Here is a 19,840-nt window from a genome sequence, read left to right on the forward strand (position 1 = left end):
TTGAAAGTCAAACGATGGGGGTGATCATGCCCGCCATACTGGACCTGCTCTATCGTGAATATTGCCGCGCCCGTCTCGCCGAGATGCGCAAGCAGCTTCTGATCGCCGCTGAACGCTCTGAAACTCGCGAAGCGGATCATCATCCTGCGAAGCAGGACGACGATGAGAGAACGGACGCACGCCGCAAGACCGGTCAGGGCATGCCGAACTGAAGCGGCCGCAAGACCGGCGATCACTCCCGCGTAGCAGTGACCAAGCAATTGGCAACAGTTTGGGAGACAGCAATGAATACACCCGAATGCTACACTGTCATCGTGGCCTGCATGTCGTGCGTGACCATCGTCGCATTAATGGCCGTCGGGGCGTGGTGAGCAGGCTCCCTCGCCTCGTTGCAGACATGGTTCTGGCTTCGACATGAGCACAGCCGCCGCGTCGTTCGGCTGCGGCGGCTGCGCGTCAGATCCGGATATCAGCTTCCAGGCGGGGTATACGAAGAACGCAGCTTCGCCGCGTTCTGACGGACCTGCTTGATCTCGTCCTGCGTGAACAACCGGACCAGTTTCACGTCCTGCAGGGTGCCCGCCGTGACGGTCAGGCCGGAAATGGCCGGAGCCGCACTGGGATCAGGCACATCGAAAATGACCAGGACGCCAGGGCCGTCGGCCGCAACGCTGTACATTGAAATCAGCTTTCCACCGGCCGCTTCAATGAGCTTCCTGGCGGCCTCCTGGCGATTGGTTGCCGGGTTTTCCAAGATGGCGTTGAGAGCGCGTGGTGTGTATTGGCCGGTGAGGCAAAAATGCATGGCATGTTCTCCTCTGCTTTTGGCAATGACTCTCCCTGCCGCTCCGAACTGGTCGTTGCGGCCGTCGCATCTGAAATAATAAGATCGCGCCCGCCGTGGGCATAAACGCCGTCTATGATTGCCGGGAGTTCGGCACGTCCTGGTGACGGCTCTCGTGAAAGGCTACATCAACTGCCAAGAGCGCGGAAGAGAATTCGTCACCCGCGACACGTCGCTGCATGAGCTATGGCAGAGACGCTTGCCTAGTGCACGAGATCACCGCGCGCTGAACCGCCGCTCGCGCGCCCTGTAGAGATGATCGCTGATCAATTGCCTCAGCTTTGCCGGCTCGTCGAACTCGAGCTCAACGGCGAATGGCACGATGCCGTCGGGCACGTCCGCGCGGCCGCGCAGGCGTGCAAGGTCTTTCTCTGTCGTCACCAGCGTGAGCTGCTCGCGCCGCGCGTCCGCTGCGAGCGCTGCGATCTCGTCCTGCGAAAACGCGTGGTGGTCGGCGAAGGCGCGCGTGCGCGCGACCGCGATGCCGCTGGCGTGCAGAGTGCGAAAGAAGCGCTCGGGGTCGCCGATGCCGGCGAACGCGAAGACCCGCTTGCCGGTCAGCTGCGCGAGCGAGGCCGCAACCGGCTTCAGGCGTGCGCGCAGCTCCGGCTTGTCGCGCTTGGCAAGCTCGGCCGCGACATCGTTGGCGGCACGGCCATCGCCGATCAGCACCAGCGCGTCGGTGCGCGCGAGCTGGGCCTGCAGCGGCGCGCGCAAGGGACCTGCGGGAAACACCTGGCCGTTGCCGAGGCCGCGCTCGCTGTCGATCACGATCAGCGACGCGTCCTTCAGAAGGCGCGGGTTCTGGAAACCGTCATCCATCACGATCACGGTGGCGCCCTGCGATTTCGCCAGCGCGACGCCGTCGAGCCGGTCGCGCGCGACTGCGACCGGGACGTCGCGTGCCATCATCAGGGGCTCGTCGCCGACGTCGGCCGCGGTATGACGGGCGCGGTCGACCATCACCGGGCCCTTCAGGTGCCCGCCATAGCCGCGGCTGAGCACGACCGGCGTCTCGCCGAGCTCGCGAAGCAGCTTCGTGAGCGCCAGCACGGTCGGCGTCTTGCCGGCGCCGCCGACATGGTAGTTGCCGACGCAGATCACGGGAATGCCGGCGTCCACGCCGTCGCGCTGCATGCGCCATGCGGTGACGGCGCCGTAGAGCGCACCCAGCGGAAAGAGGACATGCGATAGCGGGGAATGTGGCCGGTACCAGAAGGCCGGCTCACGCATTCGCGGCCCCCATCTCGATGCGCAACTGCAGCAGATACGGCTCGAGCGCGGTCATGGTGCGATCGAGCGCACCGCCGAGCTGCTCGACCACGCCTGAGCCTGCGCGTTGCATCTTGTCGCGCACCATCGGCTCGGCCAGGAGCAGGCCGAGCTGCTTGACCAGCGCCTCCTGCGTATCGGCCTGGCGCGCCCCGCCGCTGCCGTCGAGCGCTTCATAGACGTCGGCGAAGTTGAAGACGTGCGGACCGTGGACGATCGCCGCGCCGAGCTTGATCGCCTCGATCGGATTCTGGCCGCCATGGTGGATCAGCGATCCGCCCATGAACACGATCGGCGAGAGACGATAGAACAGGCCGAGCTCACCCATGGTGTCGGCAACATAAACGTCGGTCGTGGCCGTCGGCAGCTCCTCGCGCGAGCGCAAGCCGGGCTTCAGGCCGGAGGACGTAACCAGGCCCGCGATTGCGGAGCCGCGATCCGGGTGCCGCGGCACGATCACGGTGAGAAGCTGCGGGAAGAAACCGGAGAGGCTGCGATGCGCCGCGATCAGCATCTCGTCCTCGCCCGGATGAGTCGAGGCCGCCACGATGATCGGACGCCCGCGCGTCATCGCCATCAGCCGTTCGAGCTTTGCGGCATCGGCCGGCGGCGCCGGCACGTCCAGCTTCAGATTGCCCGTGGTGACGACGTCGCGGCCACCGAGCGCGGAAAAGCGCTCGGCATCAGTCTTCGACTGCGCAAGACAAATGTCGAACCGCGACAGCAGCGCCGAGATGGTGCCGCGCATGCGCCGCCAGCGCGGGAAGGAACGCGGCGACATCCGCCCGTTGATCAGCACCATCGGCACCCGGCGCGCCGCGCCGGCGAGGATCAGGTTCGGCCACAGGTCGGATTCGATGAACAGCGCCAGTGACGGCTTCCAGTGATCAAGGAAGCGCGCGACATAGCGCGGAGAGTCGTACGGTACGTACTGATGGATGACGTCAGGCGGAAAGCGCTTTGCCACCACCGCCGCCGAGGTGACGGTGCCCGAGGTGAGCAGGATGCGCAGATTGAGATCGCGCAGGCGCCCAATCAGCGCCGCCGCGGCCAGCACTTCGCCGACGCTGGCGCCGTGGATCCAGACCAGCGGGCCATGCGGCCGCACGTCGCGGGACAGCCCCCGCCGCTCGCCGACGCGGGCGGGATCCTCCTTACCCTGCTTCAGCCGCCGCTTGATCAGTGCAGGCGCGAGCGGCACCAGGCCGGAGGCCAGGCGCCGATACATCCGCAGCGTGATCGGCAGCGCAATGGGCAGCGACTTAGGCATCTTCCGGTCCCGGACGGCCGAGTTGGGCGTAGGCGCGGCGGGTCGCTTCGTTCAACGTGTCTTCCAGCTCCTGCCGCAACGCTTCCATCGTGGCGGCATCGGCATCCGGAGGAACGTGGATTTCCTTGATGCCGACCAGTGCGCCCCGCCCGAACGGCAAATTGATGGTGGTGCGGTCCCAGTTCTTGAGCCGGACGAAGCGGCCGGTCGCCATCGCGAAAGGCATGATCGGCCGTCCCGATTCCCGTGCCAGCATGATAATGCCGAGCCCCGCCACGCGCGAGCGCTTGGGGACATCGGCGGTCAACGCGACATTACAACCGGCCTGAAGCGTCCGCACCATTTCCTTGAAGGCGCCCACACCCCCCTTGCGGTGGAACGCCCCGCCATGGTCGCCGGAGCCGCGGATGGTACCGATGCCGAGCCGTTCGGCCGCGATCGCATTGAACTCGCCGTCGCGATGGCGGGAGATCAGGACCTTGGCCCGATAGGAGGCCTTGTCCTGATTCTTGATGAAGGGCGTGAGGAAATGCTGGCCGTGCCAGAACGCGAAGATCGCGGGGAGCTGCGGCTCGACGCGTTCATAGACGTCCGGGGGATCGAACGTGAATTTGTTGGTCCGCCAGACCAGACGCAGATACTCGGCCGCCAGGACCCCGACGGCACGCTGAAACCAGCTGCTTCGCAGCGTATTGCGAAGCAGTCTTTTCAACGCGCCGGTTCTTGATTCGGGTCGAGCAGCCGGTGGAGATGGACGATGAAATAGCGCATCTGTGCGTTGTCGACCGTGCTCTGCGCCTTGGCCCGCCAGGCGGCGTGGGCGGCGGCATAGTTCGGATAGAGGCCGACGATGTCGACGTCATCCAGATTCTTGAAGATGTTGTGCTCGAGATCGACGAGCTCGCCGCCGATGACGAGGTGGAGCAGTTGTTGCGGGGCACTATCTGGCATGAGTTCTGTTCCTAACGGGCTGCCCGGCAAAGCAGTGTCCGACAAGCACGACGAAGCGCTTCAGGCCAAGGGACGGTTGCGAAAATGCGCGACAATGCCCGCATGACGATCGCGTCCCGCTGCCACCAGCACTCCGTGCGCCACTTCCCGGCGGTTATAGAGGATGGGTTCTCCGGAGAGGTCACTCATCCTACCATCCGCTTCCTGCACGATCAAATCGGCCGCCGCAAGGTCCCAATCATGGCTGTTGCCCCCCGCAAAAGCCGCATCCAGCGCGCCATGGGCCACCCGGCACAGCCGCAGCGCCAGCGAGCCGATTCGCCGATGCAGCTTGATCTCGCCGAGTGACGGCTTCAGCCGCTCGACCAGGGGCTTCGGGCCGGCGACGCGGGCGAAGTCGAGCTCGGATCCGGACGTCGCCCGCACCGGCTTGTCATTGAGCGTCGTGCCCTGGCCGCGCACCGCGAAGAAGAACTCGTCGCTCGCTGGTGCAAACACCGCGGCGAGCACCGGCGAAGCGTCCTCCACCAGCGCCACGCTGACGCACCACTCGTCATGACCGCCCAGATAGTTGCGCGTGCCGTCGATGGGATCGACGATCCATGTCAGCCGCCGCGAGAGCCGTGCCGCATCGTCGGCGCTCTCCTCCGACAGCCAGCCATAGTCGGGTGTCGCAGCACGCAGGCGCGCTTCGAGCAGATCGTTGACCGCGATGTCGGCCTCCGACACCGGGGAGGACGCGCCCTTGGTCCACTTTCTCAGCTCGGTGCGAAACATCGACTGCGCGAGCGCGCCCGCTTCCCGCACCGTGTCCTTCAGCAGCGCCGCGTCGCGGGCCAGAATGGTTTCGTCGAGAACAGGCGTCATCGGGTCAACCGGGCCGCATGCGAGGACCACCTCTCCCCATCGGGGAGAGGTCGATTTGCGCAGCAAACCGGGTGAGGGGGCGCAGGTCCCACGAGAGAGAGTAACCCCTCACCCGGATCGCATCTTGCGATGCGATCCGACCTCTCCCTACGGGAGAGGTGAGCCAACTCGCCTCTGCTCGATCAGCGTCCGCCAAGCGTCAAACCCTCGATGCGCACCGTCGGCGCATTGATGCCGTAGCGGAACTCGAGATTGTTCGCGGGCTGCATCGACTTGAAGATCTCGAACAGGTGCCCGGCGATCGTGACTTCGCTGACGGGATAGGTGATCTCGCCATTCTCGATCCAGAAACCGGAGGCGCCGCGGCTGTAATCGCCAGTGACGCCGTTGACGCCGGAGCCGATCAAATCGGTGACATAGAACCCTTGCTTGATATCGGAGATCAATTCGGCCGGCGTCGGCGTGCCGGCCTCGAGATGCAGATTGTACGGCCCGGGCGAGGGAGAGGAGGAAACGCCGCGATGGGCATGGCCGGTCGTGGTGAGGCCGAGCTCGCGCGCGGTGGCGCAATCGAGCAGCCAGGTCGTCAGCACGCCCTCGTCGACCAGCGCGATCCTCTTCACCGCGACGCCTTCGGCATCGAAGGTCTGCGAGCGCAGGCCGCGCTTGCGCAAGGGATCGTCGATGATACGGATGTTGTTCGCAAACAGCTGCTGGCCGAGCTTGTCCTTCAGGAAGCTGGTCTTGCGCGCGATCGAGGCGCCGTTGATGGCGCCGACGAGGTGGCCGACCAGGGAGCCGGCAACGCGCGGATCGAACACGACCGGCACCTTGCAGGTCTCGACCTTGCGCGGATTGTGGCGCGCCACGGTGCGCTCGCCGGCGGAACGGCCGACCGTCTCCGGCGACAACAGATCGGCGCCGTGCGGCGCCGAGGTGAAGTCGTAGTCGCGCTCCATGCCGGTGCCTTCGCCGGATATGGCGGTGGCGGAAATGCCCTGGCTGGAGCGCAGGTAGGAGCCATGGAAGCCGGTCGAGGTCACGAGCACCATGCCGCCGATGCCGGCGGAAGCCGAGGCGCCGCCGGACTTGGTCACACCCTTCACGCCGAGCGCCGCAGCTTCGGCGGCGAGCGCGCGGCGCTCGAGCTCGGCGGTCGCCGGCACATCGGGATCGAGCAGGTCGAGATCGGGGAAATCGCGCGCGAGCAGCGCGGGATCGGCGAGGCCGACATATTTGTCGTCGGGCGCAACACGCGCCATCGCGACCGCACGCTCGGCGAGCTTGGTCACGGCATCGCCGCTGACGTCGTTGGTCGAGACCACTGCCTGGCGCTGGCCGACCAGCACGCGCAGGCCGACATCGTCGCCCTCGGACCGCTCGGACTCCTCGACACGGCCGTCGCGGACCTCGACGCCCTGCGAGACGCCGCGCACCGCGACCGCATCGGCCGCATCCGCGCCGGCACGCCTGGCCGCCTCGACCAGCCGCTGCGCCAGATCGGAGAGCGCGGACTGATCGAACAGGTCGCGATTGGCCTGCGACGATGTTTGGGTCGAAAGCGTCGAGCTTGGTGAAGAGTTCACGAACGAAATCCTGTTGGGGCGGGGTTCGGGGCCGGAACTCACAGATGTGCCCTGATAGCGCGGACTTCAAGCATTTTCAGCCCGCCAAAAGCTCAGATTCGCAACTTCGGCGCAACGTCTCGTCAATCATGCGCGCCAAGGTCTTGTCAATCATGAGTAGCGGTGACGGTGGGTTAACCAGGCTTTTTAAGCGGTTTCGGAAAGGCACGCGCTAAGGTCCTCGCATCGACCGGGAACATAATCCCGGCGGGGAGAACTAAAGCCGTGAGGCGTCAAACAGCAACATGCGGGATCGCTCCCGCCGGGTCGAGCCGCTCCTTGCGGCTCGACCCCCTTTCCCTTCCGGTCCGCTTCGATGCGCATGACCCGCGCGCCGACGGACATGTCAGGCAGATCGAGCTTCATCGCGAGCGTGTCGTGCTGCGCCGTGCCGTCCGCGGCATGCAGATGGCGATCAACGTGCGCGTTGCCGACTTCACCGGCGTCGCCTTGCGCGGCAATGACGAAGCGCAGACGCTCGTCCTCGTGCATCGCGATCCCTCGCTGTCCATTCCGCTGCTGGTCGGCGCCGATGCCGACGAGATCGCGCAAGCCTGGGCGATCTGGAGCGAGCTCTTCGCGCTGCCGCAGCTCGACGAAGGCGCCCGCAAGCCAGCGCCGCGCCGTCGCCGCGCCAACGCGATCCGCGCCCGCCGCCCGAAATTCCTGATGCGCCGGCGCACCGGCATGGCGCGCGAGCTCCCGGTTCATCGGGAAGAACGCGAGATCATCGCAAGGGATTGAGCGGCAATCACGGTGCCGCAGGGTGGGCAAAGCGAAGCGTGCCCACCTTTTTCATCAATCATTGAGAGATGGTGGGCACGGCGCAAGTGCGCCTTTGCCCACCGTACGACAGCTACGCTGCCCGCATCACCGCATCGACCAGCAATCCCGCAAACAGCAACAGCCCCGCATCCCTGTTCGACTTGAACAGGCGCAGGCACAGCGCACCGTCGTCGATCCGCAGGCGTGCGATCTGCCATGCGAGATGCGCGGCGAAGGCCACGAGCCCGAGCCAGGCCGGCCAGCGCACATCGGCGGAGGCCAGCGCGATGCCGATCAACATCACCGCGAGCCCGTAGAACAGGATCAGCGCCTGGTGCGTGTGCGCGCCGAACAGGCGCGCGGTCGACTTGATGCCGATCAGCGCGTCGTCCTCGGCGTCCTGATGCGCATAGATCGTGTCATAGCCGATCACCCAGGAGATCGCGCCGGCATAGAGCACGAGTGCGGTGACGTCGATGTGTCCGAACGTGACGGCAAATCCCATCAAGGCGCCCCATGAGAAGGCAAGCCCGAGCACGATCTGCGGCCACCAGGTGATGCGCTTCATGAAGGGATAGATCGCGACGATCAGAAGCGAGGCGATGCCGGTCGCGATCGCGAAGCGGTTGAACTGCAGCAGCACCAGGAGGCCGATCAGCGCCTGCGCGACCATGAAGGCCAGCGCCTGCTTCGTGGTCACCTGCCCTGACGGCAACGGCCGCGAGCGCGTGCGCTCGACCTTGTCGTCGAGATCGCGGTCGGTGATGTCATTCCACGTGCAGCCCGCCCCGCGCATCACGAAGGCGCCGATGAAGAACAGCACGATGGTAAGCGGCACGCCGCGGACGTCATGCGCCATGCCGGCGGCGAGCGCCGCCGACCACCAGCATGGCATCAGGAGAAGCCAGGAGCCGATCGGACGGTCGAAGCGGGACAGGCGCAGGTAAGGCCGCGCCCAATGCGGCGCGAGCGTATCGACCCAGTTGCCGGTAGAATCGGCAACGCGGGCGGATGTCTCGCTCATCGGGTCAGGACGTTGCCGTTGAGCGTATCGAAGGTGCTGCCGCCCTTCTTGCCGGCATTGACCTCGGGCGCCGAGCCCGAACCCAGCACCTCGCTCAGGGACGGGCCGGCCGGACGCGCCTGTTGCTGCTGCATCTGCAGCGCGACGTTGCAGACCTTCGCCGCCATCGCCTCTGTGTTCTTGTGACCGTCCTTCATCTGCGCGCCGACCTGCGGCGGGATTCCGCATTTGGCGGCGTGGGCCTCGATGTACTTGATCATCTTGGTCTCGGACTGGCTGAAATTGCGAATCAGCTTGCAGGCCTCGTCCGGCGGCGCGTGACGGTCGCTCGCCGCCTTGATCAGCTTGCCGCGCTTCTCGGCTTCTTCGCGCAGGGGCATGAACGCTTTCATACAGTCCTCGCCGGGACCGGCTTGCGTCGGCGGAGCCGCGCTGAAGGCGCCGGCACCGCCGACCGGGGCGGCGCCGTTCACGGGGAAGGACGATTGCGGCGTCGTGCCGACGGAGGCGACGGGCGCCGCGCCGTTCACGGGCGGAAAGGGGGAACTGGTGGCAGCCTGGCCGGGCAGCGGCGCCGGGAAGGCGCTTTGCGCATGAGCGCCCGCGGCACCCATGGCGACCATGGCGGCAGTGATCGGAACCATCAGACGACGGATCATGAAGGCAGTCTCTCCGGCAGGAGCTTACGGGGGCGGCGTCTTCCCAATTGAAGCGCGACCAGCATGTTCGCTTTTCTACGATTCCCGCCGGCCCTTAACAACCCGTGGAATAGGGCAAGAGCGCGGCGCTGGGACGCACCAATTCGGCGATATTTACCCCCAAAACTACTGGTTTCGGTTAAGAACGGCGGCAAATCGGACCTCTGACGATGCCCTCTCACGATTTTCGCGCTCCCCGCCTGTTCGTCGATGCCGCCCTCGTCCAGGACGCCAGGGTGCCGCTCGACCGCGACCAGAGCAACTATCTCGGCAACGTGCTGCGGCTTGCCGCCGGGGCCGAAGTCCTGGCCTTCAATGGCCGCGACGGCGAGTGGCAGGCGGCCATCGAAGGCCGCAAGCGGCCGGACGGCCTCGTGATCCTCCAGCAGACCCGGCCCCAGGACCGGCTACCCGACCTCACTTACGTCTTCGCGCCGCTCAAGCATGCCCGGCTGGATTACATGGTGCAGAAGGCGATCGAGATGGGCGCCGCGGCCCTACAGCCGGTCCTGACAAGATTTACCCAGGCCTCCCGGGTCAATACCGAACGAATGCGCGCCAATGTGGTCGAGGCGGCCGAGCAATGCGGCATCCTCAGCATCGCCACCGTTGCCGAGCCGGTGCCGCTGGAGCGTTTCTTGAGCCAGCGCACCGCGGGCCGCCTGCTGATCTTCTGCGATGAGGCGGCGGAGGTCCAGGACCCCGTTCAGAGCCTGCAAAACACCCGTGAGGCCGGCGGAGGTATTGACGTGCTGATCGGCCCCGAAGGCGGCTTCGCCGAGGAGGAACGGGCACTGCTGCTGCGGCAGCCCAAGATCCTGCGGCTGGCCCTCGGCCCGCGGATCATGCGAGCCGACACCGCCGCGGTGGCGGCCCTTGCGCTGGTGCAGGCGGTGCTGGGCGACTGGGGCGGTGGACGCGGTTAGATCGTTTCCCGCATCGCGCGGCGCAGGGTCTCGGACGGCAGCTCCCCGAAGGCCGCCCTGTAACTCGCCGCGAACTCGCTCAGATGCCAGAAGCCGTGCGCAATTGCGCAGGCCTTCACACTGCGCTGCCCGGGACCGATGCGCAGTTGCTTGCGCACCGACCAGAGCCGCAGGACCCGGCTGTAGCGATGCGGGCTCATGCCGCAAATGGCTTGCGTCGCGCTCTGGAGAGTTCGGACGGACACGCCCACCTGCGCGGCCAGTTCGGGCGTCCTGGGCCAGACCGTCAGGTCTTGTCGGATCAATCTTTCCATGTCCGCGACGATCCGCCGATAGCCATCCGTGGCGGACGACGCAGGTCCGCCGCTCGCGCTGGTGCGCAGCGCAGCGTCCATCGTGCTGAGCAGGGACTGCTCGACGGCGGTCAGCGACATCGGCTCGTTCAGGAAGTCCGGATCATGTGCCGCGATTTCCAGCGTGACGGAGATCAGGCGGCGCAGCGAGGCAAGAACGTCCGACGGCGGGTTCACCAGGCAATAGCCGTCACCCAGTTGCGCCCAGGGTTCGCGCTGCGGCGGACTGAGATACACGACAGCCATCAGCCGGCCCTCCGGCTCATAGACCAGGCAATCGGAGCTGCCCGTCAGAACGACGATGGAACGGCCCATTGATTGCCCGTTGATGCGGGCCGAGGTCACCTGATCCATCGGCACCACGACGGCGGCGGCATCCGTCAATTGATAGCCGCGAACGATCCTCGGGAAGGTCTTCACCAGAGAGAGGGTCAGGGTCGGCAGGCTCAGCCGAGCCCGCATGATTGCCGTCGCCCCGACCGACAACGGCATGCTGGATGCGCCGGCATATCTCTCGGTCTCGCCGAAATGGTCGATGTCATATGCCCTGAGCTCGAGGGCCGACGATGGCTTGAGCTCCTGGAAGGACATCAAGCGGTCCGTCGCCAGCTCTCGCGCTCCGTCGCGTGCAGTATCGAGATGGCCTTGATCCATATCGTGTCGCTTACTTTGCCTTCTTTGCGGACGTCGCGCCCCTGGAGGCGCGCAGATCATCCGGCCCGCTGATGCCGGCACGCCTGAGATCGCGAAGCAGCTTCGTGAGCAACAGCATGTTCGTCTTCTGCAGTTCGTGGTTGTTTCCAAACCTGAATGCGTTCTGCTCGGTCACGATGAGTCCGGCCTTTGTCTCGGCGAGAATCTTCCGCCTCTTCAGTCCTGTCACACGACGGCGAACCGTCTCCAATGGCAGGCTGAGGAAGCGGGAGAGTGCGGCACGAGAGACTCCCTGCTTGATCACATCCGGCTCGACGGCATGAATGCTGGAAAATTTCTCGTCCAACGCCGGATCGTTCATCACGTGGATGACATTGGCGTTCAGGACCGCATGAATGATCAGAAGGTCCAGCGGATCGAATTCGTCGTAGTGCCGGAACAACTCGCTCATCGAGAACAGCATATAGGCTAGCGTGTGCCGCGAGACCGTCCGGATGATATCTGAAGCATTGCGCATGAATCGAAAACCAACATTCATCTTGTAAACGATGGTTATGGCGAACGGATCATCGGCCATACTCAAAATGAGTATGCGACGACTTGCCAGCCGTCCGTAGTTTCTCATTGTGACGCCGGCCTGCTGCTGCATCTGGACATCGTTGTCGACGAGACCTTCGACGTGCCTGCCGGACCCTGGCCGCCAAGACTTCATTGCGCGAGCGCGCATCCAACAGTTTCGACGATGCCGGCGCCGTCCAGGTGGCGATCGCGATGGAAGACATGGCAATGAATGACGACCTTGTGCCCGAGGCGGGACCATGCGAGCCGCTGCGACTCATCACGGCGTTTCTCCGCCTCACGGACCCCCGCAGAAGGGGAAGGGTCCTCGACCTGGCGGAGCAACTCGCGGAAGCAGCGGGATCCGCGACGCCAGGGGCGACCTTTGCCGTGACCGAGGCATCATTCGTGGAATCAGCCCCAGGCCCCGGCCCAACCGAATGAAGCCGAACACCCTCGTTCGGCGCGTCCCGCGACGAAACGTGATCCATCGGAATTCGGTATCAAATTACCTAATCGATGCCACTTTCTACACCCTGCCGACGGGGCCGGCGTCGCTCCAAACTCGTTAAGCGATTGATCCTTTGGAGGTCGAAACCGCTTTCGGGCCATGCTAAGGGCTGCGCCAACTCCCATTCCTTCCTTGCCCTGCCCGGTTCCACCGGGCCGATGGACCCTGAGATGACCGCGACTGCCACCTCAAATGCTGCCGGCTCCGCCTGGGCGGATACGCTGCTCTTGTCGTTCGCGCAGGCCGGTTACATCAGGGCTGAGCCCGCCATCCTGCAACCGGCCGAGCCGTTCCTGGATCTCTCCGGCGAGGACATCCGCAAGAGCCTGTACCTCACCACGGACCTTTCCGGCGAGGAGCTCTGCCTGCGCCCGGACCTGACGATTCCCGTCGCGCGCGACTATCTCGCCTCGACCCGCGCCGGCCAGCCGGCCGGGTTCAGCTATCTCGGCCCGGTGTTTCGTTACCGTAGCGGCCAGGCCAGTGAATTCCTTCAAGCCGGCATCGAATCGTTCGGCCGCCAGGACCGCGCCGCGGCCGATGCCGAGATGTTGGCCCTGGCGCTGGAGGCGACCGCCGCCTTCGGCGTCCGCGATGTCGAGATCCGCACCGGCGACGTCGCGCTGTTCAATGCCCTGCTGGATGCACTCAACCTCTATCCGGTCTGGCGCCGCCGCCTGGTCAAGGATTTCAACCGCAAGATCAGCCTGGAGCAGGATCTGGAGCGGCTGGCAGCCGCCAGCACCGCGACGCGCAGCGAATACGAGGGCGTCCTGGCCGCCCTCGCCGGCTCCGACCGCAAGGCGGCACTCGCCTTCGTGACCGATCTGATGTCGATCGCCGGCACCACCAATGTCGGCGGGCGCACCACGGCCGAGATCGCCGATCGCTTCCTCGAGCAATCGACGCTGAAGGGCGGCGCGCTGCCGCGCGAGGCGATCGCCGTGCTCAAGCGCTTCCTGTCGATATCAGGCAATCCCGACGACGCCATCGCCGAGCTGCGCGCACTCACGACCGACGCGAAGCTCGATCTCGCCCCGGCGATCGATCAGTTCGAGAGCCGCGTCGGCTTCATGGCGGCGCGCGGCATCGAGGTGAAGCAGACGCGCTTTTCGACCGCGTTCGGACGCGGCCTCGACTATTACACCGGCTTCGAATTCGAGCTGCATCACCGGGGCAACGGCGCCGAGCCGCTGGTCGCCGGCGGCCGCTATGATGGACTGATGACCCAGCTGGGCTCGGCTGAACCTATTCCCGCGGTCGGCTTCTCGGTCTGGGTGGATGCGCTGACGAAGATCGGCCGCAAGGTGGGAGCTTAAGTCATGAGCGCGCCATTCGTTCTGGCCGTTCCCTCCAAGGGCCGCCTTCAGGAGAATACCGAGGCCTTCTTCGCCCGCGCCGGACTCAAGCTGTCGAAGGCCGGCGGTGCCCGCGACTACCGCGGCACGATCGCAGGTCTCGACAATGTCGAGGTCGCCTATCTCTCGGCGAGCGAGATCGCCTCGCAACTCGCCCGCGGCTTTGCGCATCTCGGCGTCACCGGCGAGGACCTTGTGCGCGAGAACATCGCCGATGCCGACAAGCGCGTGTCGCTGATCGAAGGGCTCGGCTTCGGCTATGCCGACGTCGTCGTCGCGGTGCCGCAGGCCTGGATCGACGTCCGCACCATGGCGGACCTCGACGATGTCACCACCGGCTTCCGCGAGCAGCATCACATGCGGATGCGGGTCGCGACCAAGTTCGTCAACCTCACCCGCGGCTTCTTCCAGGCCCACGGCATCACCGATTACCGCATCGTCGAAAGCGCAGGCGCGACCGAAGGCGCGCCGGCGGCCGGCAGCGCCGAGCTGATCGTCGACATCACCACCACGGGCGCAACGCTCGCCGCCAACGGCTTGCGGGTGCTCGACGACGGTACAATCCTGCGCAGCCAGGCCAATCTGGTGGCATCCAAAGGGGCCGACTGGTCGCCGCAGGCGCGAGAGACGGCGCGTGTCATCCTCGATCACATCGCAGCGCGGGCGCGGGCCAACAAGTACCGCGAAGTCCGCACCCGCTTCCGGCAATGCGACGCTGCCCTGCTCGGCGAGGCCCATAGCCGGTACGGAGTCGAGGCGCCGTTCGGCGGTCCGACTTCGTCAGGCATGCTGACGCTGCACTGCCCGCCGGGTCAGCTCTATGCGCTGGCGAGCTTCCTGCGCGAGCATGGCGCCGAGACCGTCTCGGTGGTCTCGCTGGACTACGTGTTCGATCGGGAGAACCCGCTGTTCGCCAAGCTCGAGGCGTTCCTCGGGCAGTGAGCCTCGGGTTCGTTCAGGATAGCGACAGCAAGCGGCAGCTACCATATGCTGTTGAGAACATCTAAACGCCTCTGGAACCTTGATCGATGACGCTGGGCTCTGACGTATCAGGCATGACGACCACCGCAGCGAGCGCCGCCGCGAAGGGGCTGTCGATAGTCGTCCCCGTCTACAACGAGGCGGCGGGGCTCGCTGCCCTGCATCAGCGCATCTGCGATCTCGCAAAGACGCTGCGGCAGCGCTATCGGCTGACTTGCGAGGTGGTCTACGTCGACGACGGCAGCAAGGACGCGACGCTGTCGATCGCGCGGTCGCTGCCGGCCGACGCGATCGACGTCCAGGTGGTGTCGCTGTCGCGCAATTTCGGCAAGGAGGCCGCGCTGATGGCGGGCCTCGACCATGCCCGGCTCGGCGCCGTCCTGTTCATGGACGGGGACGGCCAGCATCCGCCGGCGCTGATCGAACAGCTGGTGCGGCACTGGATCGATGACGGCTATGACGTCGTCTACACCGCCAAGGCGCATCGCGACAACGAGCCCTTCTTGCGCCGGGTCGCGGTGCACGGCTTCTACGCGCTGATCAATTGGGGCGCACGCCAGAAGATTCCCGAGGACGCCGGCGACTTCCGCCTGCTCTCGCCGCGCGCGGTCACCGCGCTCAGGCAGCTGCCGGAACGCAACCGTTTCTTCAAAGGCCTCGCCAGCTGGATCGGCTTTCGCCAGATCCGCGTCGACTACGAGCCTGCGGCGCGCGCCCATGGCGTCACCACCTTCAACGCCGCAAGCCTGCTCGGCCTCTCGATCGAGGGCCTGACCTCGTTCTCGGTGGCACCGCTGCGCTTCGCCAGCCTGCTCGGCGTCATCCTCGCCGGAGGTGCCTTCCTGTTCGGGCTGTCGATCCTCTGGGAGGTGTTCACGACCGGCAAGCAGGTGCCCGGCTATCCCTCGCTCGTGATCGGCCTGATGACGATTGGCGGCGTGCAGCTCATCATGATCGGCATCGTCGGCGAATATATCGGCAAGATCCTGTCCGAGCTGAAGGCGCGCCCGATTTACTTCGTCGCCGAGCACAGCGAGAAGCACTTCGAGGCCGGCAAGGCCGAGGACCCTTCAAGCCAGGACGCCCCGAACAGGACGGCGGCCGAATGAGGGCGGCCGCGAGCCCGCGGCGAATCTGGCTCTGCGCCGACGATTACGGCATCAGCCCGGCCGTCAACCGCGCCATTCGCGACCTGATCGAACGCCGCCGTCTCAACGCCACCTCGGTGATGATGGTGGGTCCGGCGATCGCGCGCAGCGAGATCGAGGCGCTTCAGTCCGCAGCAAAGACGAGCCCGCGCTGCACGATCGGATTGCACGTGACGCTGTCGGCGCCGTTCCGGCCGCTCACCATGCATTTCCGACCGCTCGACGGCGACATGTTCATGCCGTTTCCGAAGCTGCTGCGCGCGGGCGTTCTGCGGCGGCTCGACCGGGAATTCTTCCGCAACGAAGTCAAGGCGCAGCTGGCAGCCTTCATGAAAGCGTTCGGGCGCGCCCCCGACTTCGTCGACGGCCACCAGCATGTGCAGCTCTACCCGCAGGTGCGCGACGGCTTCGTCGATGCGGTCGTTGAGACTGCGCCGGGCGCCTGGGTGCGTCAGGGCGGCCGCGATCTGCCGCTCAGGCAACGGCTGGCCTCACCAAAAGCCATGGTGCTCGACAGTCTCAGCGCGCAATTCCGCCGCCGCGCCGGCAGCGCCGGCCTCAGCTTCAACCCCGGCTTCGCCGGCGCCTATGATTTTACGCGCGACGCCGATTTCGGCGCGCTGATGCGGCAGTTCCTGGAAGGCCTTCCCGACGGCGGCCTCGTGATGTGCCATCCCGGCTTCGTCGATGACGTCCTCGCCCGCCTCGACCCGATGACCGATGTCCGCGAGCGCGAGCACGCTTATCTCGCCAGCGACGCCTTTGCGCGCCTGCTGACGGACAGCAACGTGACACTGGGATGAACCCGGCGAAACGTGGGCCAGGAGGCAGCTTGTCGCATACGGAAATTTAATCCGGCCGGCACTGTTGGGGCCACAATGGAACCCTACATCTCCTGCGCGCTTGATTTTGCGCAAAGGAGACAGATCATGACGCCGCAGGAACGCCAGCTCGTCGACGACCTTTTTGACCGGCTTTCAAAGCTGGAAAATGCACCGCGCGATCCCGATGCGACCGCCGCGATCTCCGACGGTCTGCGCAAGGCGCCCGGCGCCGTCTATGCGCTGGTGCAGACCACGCTGTTGCAGGACGAAGCGCTGAAGCGCGCTCATAACCGCATCCAGGAGCTTGAGGCCGCCCAAGCGCCCGAGCCGGCCCAGTCCGGCGGCTTCCTCGACACCATGCGCGACTCGCTGTTCGGCGGCAGCCCCTCGCGTGGCTCGGTTCCGAACGTGCCGCCGCGTGAGCAGCGACCGGTCTGGAACACCGGCCAGGCGACGCAGCAGACGCAGCCAGGCTACGGCCAGCCGCCTTATGGACAGGCTTACGGCCAAGGGCCGGTGCAAGGGCCGGGACAAGGTTATGGTGCCCCGCCCGTGGGCGGTGGCGGCGGCGGCTCGTTCCTCGGCACGGCGGCGGCGGCCGCGGCCGGCGTCGTCGGCGGCTCGCTGCTGCTCTCCAGCATCCGCGGCATGATGGGTGGCTCGCATCAGCAGGCTTTCGGCGATACCAACGCCGCGGGCGACCGCAGCCCCTGGGGCGGCGGCGACCAGTCGGGCGGATCGCTGTCGCGCGATGCCGGCCTCAACGACATCGGCTCGAACCAGGATTCCCGCCAGGGCTTCGTCGACCAGGCCTCGAACGATCGGGACAACAACGATCAGAACTACGACGACAATCGCGACGACAACATGGACATGGCCGACGACAGCGATTTCGGCGGCGACGACGACGGCGGCAGCGACTACGCGTAAGGGCTGCTGTGTAACGCCCCAAGCAAAGCGGCCGCCTACGGGGCGGCCGTTTATATTTTCAACTATCGCGCAGGTATCTTCCCTTCTCCCCTTGTGGGAGAAGGTGGCGCGAAGCGCCGGATGAGGGGTTGTCTCCGCGAATTGGCTTCTATCGAGTATGCGGAGAGATACCCCTCACCCGTCTCGCCGCTCCGCGGCGAGCCACCCTCTCCCGCAAGGGGAGAGGGGAAGAAGAGATCACATCACCACGACCTTGGTGCCGACATTGACGCGGCCGTACAGGTCGATGACATCCTCGTTGCGCATGCGGATGCAACCGGAGGAGACGTTGGTACCGATGGTCCAGGGCTCGTTGGAGCCGTGAATGCGGTAGAGCGTCGAGCCGAGATACATCGCGCGGGCACCAAGAGGATTTTCCGGACCGCCTTCCATGTGCCGGGGCAGATCGGGACGGCGCGCGAGCATTTCCGCCGGCGGCGTCCAGTCTGGCCATTCGCGCTTGGCGGTGATCGATTTCACGCCGGACCAGGTGAAGCCGGGCCGGCCGACGCCGATGCCGTAGCGCATCGCCCTGCCGTTGCCCTCGACGAGATAGAGGAACTTGTTCGGCGTATCGACAACGATCGTGCCGGGACTTTCCTTGCCGTTATAGTCAACGAGCTGTTTCTCGAATCTCGGATCGAACGGACGCTGCCGAGGATCGATCGCCTCCTGCTGGAGAGCTGCGCCTTGCATCTGCGGCTCGCCCATCGGCGGCAGACGGCGCTGATCGTAGTAGGCCGGCTGCTGCTGATAAACCGGCTGCTGTGGCGCGTAAGCCGGACCGCGGCCGGGACCGTCGCCGAACAGGAACTCGATGAAGCCGCCCCCCAGGTTCGAATTGGAAGCGACGCGCACCGGCGCCGGAGGCACCTGCGGCGCGTAGAGCACTGCGGGCGGATCGTTCGGCACGCTGTTGTCGAAGGCGCCGGCGCCGCTGGTGCCGGCCATGAAGGTGCAAGCGCTGCCGAGCAGCGCGACAGACATTTTCTTGAACATCGACGTACTCTGTACTGTTTCGTCTAGATCACATGCGTCGCGGAAGCTGCCTGGCTGATCGGCGCCGCGACGTGGTCAATAAAGAGCAAAAGCCGTTTCGTTTGGTAAACGCATCGGCCGTTTGGATTCACCACGTCGCGAGTGGCGACGCAATTCGGCGATCAGCGTTTATTTTCCATGAACGCCGCGCGTCCATGGTTAATCGCTTCTTCGCGCAACGTCGCCCGCGGCCGACTGGCAGTTCCCGCTGTGAACTTCGTGTTAAATCGCTTGTGCCTACAAAGACGCGTGAATGAGGTGGGGGGAGTTTCCTGATGGCTGTTCACCGCAAACGTTTTCGTGTCGAGGATATCGTCGGTGGCGAGATGCCCATTCCAGATGTAGTTGAAGAGGCCCCCCCGATGCATAACGAAATCATGGCCGAGTTGCGCGCGATCCGCGCACAGATGGCGAAGGGCGCCGCCCCGCTGTCCGGCAGCGCAGCCATGGCGGCGATCGACGCCTCGACGGCCCACGAGCTGGCCGAAGCGCGCACCATGCTCGATACCTACCGGGCACAGATCGAGCAGTGCGAGAAGCTGAAGGTCGAGCTCGACCTCATCCACGATGCCATCGATCGCACCAAGCGCGAGATCGCGACGCTGCACGGCAAGAGCTTCGACGGCGGCGAGATGGCCAAGGTCAATGGCGAGCTCGGCGCGGTGGTCGGTGGCACCGAGCAGGCGACCCAGCAGATCCTCGAAGCCGCTGAATCGATCGACCAGGCCGCCAGCGCAATGTCCAAGGTGGACTCGGCCGATCAGCAGAAGCGGCTGGCCGACGACATCCAGGAACGCGTCATCTCGATCTTCGAGGCCTGCAACTTCCAGGACCTGACCGGCCAGCGCATCAGCAAGGTCATGACCACGATGAAGTTCATCGAGCAGCACATCAATGCGATGATGGACATCTGGGGCGGCGTCGACGCCATCAAGGCCCATGTGCCCGCGCATGTCGACAACCGCAGCGACGACGAGAAGCTCCTCAACGGCCCGAAGCTCGCCGGCGACGTCGGCCATGCCTCGCAGGACGACATCGACGCGCTGTTCGACTGAGCGGACAAGACCGACAGAAAATAAAACGCCGGCCCAGGGCCGGCGTTTTTTTGATTTCTATCGCCTAACAAGAGACTGCCCCTTCTCCCCTTGTGGGAGAAGGTGGCGCGAAGCGCCGGATGAGGGGTATCTCTCCGCGCATTCCAATG

21 protein-coding genes are annotated in these 19,840 nt (G+C 65.5%); 9 read left to right on the forward strand and 12 right to left on the reverse strand.

Annotated elements, in window-relative coordinates; all coding sequences use genetic code 11:
* Positions 1 to 14 precede the first annotated feature (14 nt).
* Positions 15 to 212, forward strand: coding sequence for a hypothetical protein (locus tag AC1RQP_RS26205; RefSeq protein ID WP_492939235.1), 198 nt, complete (start codon positions 15 to 17; stop codon positions 210 to 212).
* 257 nt (positions 213 to 469) lie between these two features.
* On the opposite strand, the gene AC1RQP_RS26210 is transcribed toward AC1RQP_RS26205, so the two are convergent.
* The 7 genes from AC1RQP_RS26210 to AC1RQP_RS26240 form a co-directional block, all read right to left on the reverse strand.
* A complete protein-coding gene (locus AC1RQP_RS26210; RefSeq protein ID WP_028181254.1) occupies positions 470 to 805 on the reverse strand; it encodes a GYD domain-containing protein in 336 nt (111 codons plus the stop codon).
* 255 nt (positions 806 to 1,060) lie between these two features.
* Positions 1,061 to 2,077, reverse strand: a complete 1,017-nt coding sequence (gene lpxK, locus AC1RQP_RS26215; protein WP_492939237.1) for a tetraacyldisaccharide 4'-kinase — start codon at positions 2,075 to 2,077, stop codon at positions 1,061 to 1,063.
* Positions 2,070 to 3,386: a 3-deoxy-D-manno-octulosonic acid transferase gene (locus AC1RQP_RS26220; protein ID WP_492939239.1), complete on the reverse strand. Its 1,317-nt coding sequence runs from the start codon at positions 3,384 to 3,386 to the stop codon at positions 2,070 to 2,072. Before AC1RQP_RS26220 ends, lpxK begins: the two co-directional genes overlap by 8 nt.
* The gene (locus AC1RQP_RS26225; RefSeq protein WP_492939241.1) at positions 3,379 to 4,098 is read right to left on the reverse strand and encodes a lysophospholipid acyltransferase family protein; all 720 of its coding nucleotides are present in this window, start codon (positions 4,096 to 4,098) and stop codon (positions 3,379 to 3,381) included. Before AC1RQP_RS26225 ends, AC1RQP_RS26220 begins: the two co-directional genes overlap by 8 nt.
* Positions 4,095 to 4,337 (reverse strand): DUF4170 domain-containing protein, encoded by a 243-nt coding sequence (locus tag AC1RQP_RS26230; protein ID WP_028179575.1) that lies wholly within the window; start codon positions 4,335 to 4,337, stop codon positions 4,095 to 4,097. The genes AC1RQP_RS26225 and AC1RQP_RS26230 overlap by 4 nt, the downstream gene beginning before the upstream one ends.
* 60 nt (positions 4,338 to 4,397) lie before the next feature.
* Positions 4,398 to 5,204 (reverse strand): 3'(2'),5'-bisphosphate nucleotidase CysQ, encoded by an 807-nt coding sequence (locus AC1RQP_RS26235; protein ID WP_131869148.1) that lies wholly within the window; start codon positions 5,202 to 5,204, stop codon positions 4,398 to 4,400.
* Positions 5,205 to 5,386: 182 nt separating this feature from the next.
* Positions 5,387 to 6,790: a TldD/PmbA family protein gene (locus tag AC1RQP_RS26240; protein ID WP_492939243.1), complete on the reverse strand. Its 1,404-nt coding sequence runs from the start codon at positions 6,788 to 6,790 to the stop codon at positions 5,387 to 5,389.
* A 264-nt stretch (positions 6,791 to 7,054) separates the two neighbouring features.
* Between AC1RQP_RS26240 and AC1RQP_RS26245 the strand changes: the two genes are divergently transcribed.
* Positions 7,055 to 7,573, forward strand: a complete 519-nt coding sequence (locus tag AC1RQP_RS26245; RefSeq protein WP_239621093.1) for a DUF6101 family protein — start codon at positions 7,055 to 7,057, stop codon at positions 7,571 to 7,573.
* Between the two features lie 112 nt (positions 7,574 to 7,685).
* Here the strand turns inward: AC1RQP_RS26245 and ubiA are convergent, their stop codons facing one another.
* Both ubiA and AC1RQP_RS26255 read right to left on the reverse strand, forming a co-directional pair.
* Positions 7,686 to 8,618, reverse strand: a complete 933-nt coding sequence (ubiA, locus tag AC1RQP_RS26250) for a 4-hydroxybenzoate octaprenyltransferase (protein WP_492939245.1) — start codon at positions 8,616 to 8,618, stop codon at positions 7,686 to 7,688.
* A complete protein-coding gene (locus AC1RQP_RS26255; protein WP_239621090.1) occupies positions 8,615 to 9,277 on the reverse strand; it encodes a hypothetical protein in 663 nt (220 codons plus the stop codon). The genes ubiA and AC1RQP_RS26255 overlap by 4 nt, the downstream gene beginning before the upstream one ends.
* A 209-nt stretch (positions 9,278 to 9,486) precedes the next feature.
* On the opposite strand from AC1RQP_RS26255, the gene AC1RQP_RS26260 reads away from it, so the two are divergent.
* Positions 9,487 to 10,242, forward strand: coding sequence for a 16S rRNA (uracil(1498)-N(3))-methyltransferase (locus AC1RQP_RS26260; RefSeq protein WP_492939247.1), 756 nt, complete (start codon positions 9,487 to 9,489; stop codon positions 10,240 to 10,242).
* Here the strand turns inward: AC1RQP_RS26260 and AC1RQP_RS26265 are convergent.
* Together AC1RQP_RS26265 and AC1RQP_RS26270 are read right to left on the reverse strand one after the other, a co-directional pair.
* Positions 10,239 to 11,186 (reverse strand): helix-turn-helix domain-containing protein, encoded by a 948-nt coding sequence (locus AC1RQP_RS26265; RefSeq protein WP_492939249.1) that lies wholly within the window; start codon positions 11,184 to 11,186, stop codon positions 10,239 to 10,241. The genes AC1RQP_RS26260 and AC1RQP_RS26265 overlap by 4 nt on opposite strands.
* Before the next feature lie 73 nt (positions 11,187 to 11,259).
* A complete protein-coding gene (locus tag AC1RQP_RS26270; RefSeq protein WP_492939251.1) occupies positions 11,260 to 11,898 on the reverse strand; it encodes a hypothetical protein in 639 nt (212 codons plus the stop codon).
* Positions 11,899 to 12,488: 590 nt separating this feature from the next.
* Between AC1RQP_RS26270 and AC1RQP_RS26275 the strand changes: the two genes are divergently transcribed.
* The 5 genes from AC1RQP_RS26275 to AC1RQP_RS26295 all read left to right on the forward strand — a co-directional run bounded on the left by AC1RQP_RS26275 (position 12,489) and on the right by AC1RQP_RS26295 (position 17,559).
* Positions 12,489 to 13,637: an ATP phosphoribosyltransferase regulatory subunit gene (locus AC1RQP_RS26275; protein WP_239621077.1), complete on the forward strand. Its 1,149-nt coding sequence runs from the start codon at positions 12,489 to 12,491 to the stop codon at positions 13,635 to 13,637.
* 3 nt (positions 13,638 to 13,640) lie between these two features.
* Positions 13,641 to 14,618, forward strand: a complete 978-nt coding sequence (gene hisG, locus AC1RQP_RS26280) for an ATP phosphoribosyltransferase (protein WP_028179564.1) — start codon at positions 13,641 to 13,643, stop codon at positions 14,616 to 14,618.
* An 86-nt stretch (positions 14,619 to 14,704) separates the two neighbouring features.
* The gene (locus AC1RQP_RS26285; RefSeq protein ID WP_239621075.1) at positions 14,705 to 15,766 is read left to right on the forward strand and encodes a glycosyltransferase family 2 protein; all 1,062 of its coding nucleotides are present in this window, start codon (positions 14,705 to 14,707) and stop codon (positions 15,764 to 15,766) included.
* Positions 15,763 to 16,608, forward strand: coding sequence for a ChbG/HpnK family deacetylase (locus AC1RQP_RS26290; protein WP_492939254.1), 846 nt, complete (start codon positions 15,763 to 15,765; stop codon positions 16,606 to 16,608). Before AC1RQP_RS26285 ends, AC1RQP_RS26290 begins: the two co-directional genes overlap by 4 nt.
* A 126-nt stretch (positions 16,609 to 16,734) precedes the next feature.
* Positions 16,735 to 17,559 (forward strand): DUF2076 domain-containing protein, encoded by an 825-nt coding sequence (locus AC1RQP_RS26295; RefSeq protein ID WP_492939256.1) that lies wholly within the window; start codon positions 16,735 to 16,737, stop codon positions 17,557 to 17,559.
* A 237-nt stretch (positions 17,560 to 17,796) separates the two neighbouring features.
* Here AC1RQP_RS26295 and AC1RQP_RS26300 read toward each other — a convergent pair whose 3' ends face one another.
* A complete protein-coding gene (locus AC1RQP_RS26300; protein ID WP_492939258.1) occupies positions 17,797 to 18,597 on the reverse strand; it encodes a L,D-transpeptidase in 801 nt (266 codons plus the stop codon).
* A gap of 314 nt (positions 18,598 to 18,911) precedes the next feature.
* Between AC1RQP_RS26300 and AC1RQP_RS26305 the strand changes: the two genes are divergently transcribed.
* On the forward strand, positions 18,912 to 19,691 hold the full coding sequence (locus AC1RQP_RS26305) for a protein phosphatase CheZ (RefSeq protein ID WP_239621068.1): 780 nt from the start codon (positions 18,912 to 18,914) through the stop codon (positions 19,689 to 19,691).
* The last annotated feature ends 149 nt before the right edge of the window (positions 19,692 to 19,840 follow it).

This window comes from Bradyrhizobium sp. GW821-FHT13H06 (assembly GCF_058803975.1).

Excerpts from the sequence above, each read along its gene's own strand:
- AC1RQP_RS26205 (WP_492939235.1), top strand. The coding sequence starts at position 15 with ATGGGGGTGATCATGCCCGCCATACTGGACCTGCTCTATCGTGAATAT.
- AC1RQP_RS26210 (WP_028181254.1), bottom strand. The coding sequence starts at position 805 with ATGCATTTTTGCCTCACCGGCCAATACACACCACGCGCTCTCAACGCC.
- lpxK (WP_492939237.1), bottom strand. The coding sequence starts at position 2,077 with ATGCGTGAGCCGGCCTTCTGGTACCGGCCACATTCCCCGCTATCGCAT.
- AC1RQP_RS26220 (WP_492939239.1), bottom strand. The coding sequence starts at position 3,386 with ATGCCTAAGTCGCTGCCCATTGCGCTGCCGATCACGCTGCGGATGTAT.
- AC1RQP_RS26230 (WP_028179575.1), bottom strand. The coding sequence starts at position 4,337 with ATGCCAGATAGTGCCCCGCAACAACTGCTCCACCTCGTCATCGGCGGC.
- AC1RQP_RS26235 (WP_131869148.1), bottom strand. The coding sequence starts at position 5,204 with ATGACGCCTGTTCTCGACGAAACCATTCTGGCCCGCGACGCGGCGCTG.
- ubiA (WP_492939245.1), bottom strand. The coding sequence starts at position 8,618 with ATGAGCGAGACATCCGCCCGCGTTGCCGATTCTACCGGCAACTGGGTC.
- AC1RQP_RS26255 (WP_239621090.1), bottom strand. The coding sequence starts at position 9,277 with ATGATCCGTCGTCTGATGGTTCCGATCACTGCCGCCATGGTCGCCATG.
- AC1RQP_RS26260 (WP_492939247.1), top strand. The coding sequence starts at position 9,487 with ATGCCCTCTCACGATTTTCGCGCTCCCCGCCTGTTCGTCGATGCCGCC.
- AC1RQP_RS26265 (WP_492939249.1), bottom strand. The coding sequence starts at position 11,186 with ATGTCCTTCCAGGAGCTCAAGCCATCGTCGGCCCTCGAGCTCAGGGCA.
- AC1RQP_RS26270 (WP_492939251.1), bottom strand. The coding sequence starts at position 11,898 with ATGCAGCAGCAGGCCGGCGTCACAATGAGAAACTACGGACGGCTGGCA.
- AC1RQP_RS26275 (WP_239621077.1), top strand. The coding sequence starts at position 12,489 with ATGACCGCGACTGCCACCTCAAATGCTGCCGGCTCCGCCTGGGCGGAT.
- hisG (WP_028179564.1), top strand. The coding sequence starts at position 13,641 with ATGAGCGCGCCATTCGTTCTGGCCGTTCCCTCCAAGGGCCGCCTTCAG.
- AC1RQP_RS26285 (WP_239621075.1), top strand. The coding sequence starts at position 14,705 with ATGACGCTGGGCTCTGACGTATCAGGCATGACGACCACCGCAGCGAGC.
- AC1RQP_RS26290 (WP_492939254.1), top strand. The coding sequence starts at position 15,763 with ATGAGGGCGGCCGCGAGCCCGCGGCGAATCTGGCTCTGCGCCGACGAT.
- AC1RQP_RS26295 (WP_492939256.1), top strand. The coding sequence starts at position 16,735 with ATGACGCCGCAGGAACGCCAGCTCGTCGACGACCTTTTTGACCGGCTT.
- AC1RQP_RS26300 (WP_492939258.1), bottom strand. The coding sequence starts at position 18,597 with ATGTTCAAGAAAATGTCTGTCGCGCTGCTCGGCAGCGCTTGCACCTTC.
- AC1RQP_RS26305 (WP_239621068.1), top strand. The coding sequence starts at position 18,912 with ATGGCTGTTCACCGCAAACGTTTTCGTGTCGAGGATATCGTCGGTGGC.